The 1,842-nt window shown below is 59.0% G+C and carries 2 protein-coding genes; both read right to left on the minus strand.

Annotated features, from left to right (window positions below; all coding sequences use genetic code 11):
- On the minus strand, positions 1-863 hold an 863-nt coding region (locus FEZ21_RS22385; protein ID WP_160628462.1), incomplete at its 3' end, for an ABC transporter permease subunit.
- Positions 860-1,780: an ABC transporter permease subunit gene (locus FEZ21_RS22390; RefSeq protein ID WP_060781709.1), complete on the minus strand. Its 921-nt coding sequence runs from the start codon at positions 1,778-1,780 to the stop codon at positions 860-862. The genes FEZ21_RS22385 and FEZ21_RS22390, both read right to left, overlap by 4 nt.
- Between the last annotated feature and the right edge of the window lie 62 nt (positions 1,781-1,842).

The following is a 1,842-nucleotide window of genomic DNA, read 5'->3' on the forward strand; positions in this document are numbered from 1 at the left end:
CGTACATCAGGTTGTTTCCAGGACTCGGCCGAGGCTTCGTCGATGGCTTGCTGAATCGCCTTTTTGCGGTGTTCTTCGGCGCGGCGGCTGAAGAACCACACCAGGAAGGTCACCAGCGACACCGCCAGCAGAATCAGGCTGGCCACGGCGTTGATCTCGGGTTTGACCCCCAGACGTACCGCCGAGAACACTTCCATCGGCAAGGTGGTGGAACCCGGCCCGGACACGAAACTGGCCAGTACCAGGTCATCCAGGGACAGGGCGAACGACATCATGGCGCCCGCCGCCAGTGACGGCGCGATCATCGGGATGGTGATCAAAAAGAACACTTTCCACGGCTTGGCGCCCAGGTCCATGGCCGCCTCTTCGATCGACAGGTCCAGCTCGCGCAAGCGCGACGACACCACCACGGCCACATAGGCCGAACAGAACGTGGTGTGGGCGATCCAGATGGTGACGATCCCGCGTTCCTGGGGCCAGCCGATCATTTGCGCCATGGCCACGAACAGCAGCAACAGCGACAGACCGGTGATTACCTCAGGCATCACCAGCGGTGCAGTGACCAGGCCGCCGAACAGCGTGCGGCCCTTGAAGTGGCTGATGCGGGTCAGCACGAATGCTGCCAGGGTCCCCAGCGCCACCGCTGCAATCGCCGTGTACAGAGCGATTTCCAGCGAGCGCATCACCGAGCCCATCAGTTGCGTGTTGTCCAGCAGGCCCACGTACCACTTCAGCGACCAGCCGCCCCACACCGTCACCAGCTTGGAAGCGTTGAACGAGTAGATCACCAGAATCAGCATCGGCAAGTAGATGAACAACAAGCCTGCGACCAGCATAAAGCTGGAAAAACGGAAGCGATTCATATCTTGCCCTCCAGTTCTTTAGCCTGGCTGCGGTTGAACAGGATGATTGGCACGATCAGGATCGCCAGCATTACCACGGCAAGCGCAGAGGCTACCGGCCAGTCACGGTTGTTGAAGAACTCTTGCCACAGCACTTTACCGATCATCAGGGTTTCCGGGCCGCCCAGCAGTTCCGGGATCACGAACTCGCCCACCACCGGGATAAACACCAGCATGCAGCCGGCAATGATGCCGTTCTTGGACAGCGGAACGGTGATTTTCCAGAAGCTGTTGAAGGTGCTCGAGCCCAGGTCGGACGCGGCTTCCAGCAGGCTGTGGTCGTGTTTCACCAGGTTGGCGTACAGCGGCAGGATCATGAACGGCAGGTACGAATAGACGATGCCGATATACACCGCGATGTTGGTGTTGAGGATCTGCAGCGGTTCGCTGATCCAGCCCATCGACATCAGGAAACCATTGAGCAGGCCGTTGTTGCTGAGAATGCCCATCCACGCGTAAACGCGGATCAGGATCGCAGTCCAGGTCGGCATCATGATCAGCAGCACCAGCACGGTCTGCATCTCTTTGCGCGCATTGGCAATGGCATAGGCCATCGGATAGCCGATCAGCAGGCACAACGCGGTGCTGAAGAAAGCCATCTTCAGCGAGCCCAGGTAAGCGGCGATATACAGCTCGTCGTCACCCAGCATCGCGTAGTTGCCCAGGTTCAGCAGCAGCTGAATCTTTTGGTCAACGTAGCTGTAGATCTCGGTGTACGGCGGAATCGCCACGTCGGCTTCGGCGAAGCTGATCTTCAGGACGATGAAGAACGGCAGCATGAAAAACAGGAACAGCCACAGGAATGGAATCCCGATGACCATGTGCCGGCCACCGGGGGTTATTCGTTGCAGGCGGCGCTTGAATTTTCGAAGGTTCATGAGCGCAGTACCACGCCGCTGTCGTCTTCCCACCAGACGTAAACTTCGTCGTCCCAGGTCGG

Origin of the sequence: Pseudomonas sp. 9.1(2019), from assembly GCF_009910445.1 — a bacterium.
Lineage (GTDB): Bacteria > Pseudomonadota > Gammaproteobacteria > Pseudomonadales > Pseudomonadaceae > Aquipseudomonas > Aquipseudomonas paraversuta.

Bases quoted from the DNA above. Each gene is read 5' to 3' on its own strand.
- FEZ21_RS22390 (WP_060781709.1), bottom strand. From the start codon at position 1,780: ATGAACCTTCGAAAATTCAAGCGCCGCCTGCAACGAATAACCCCCGGT.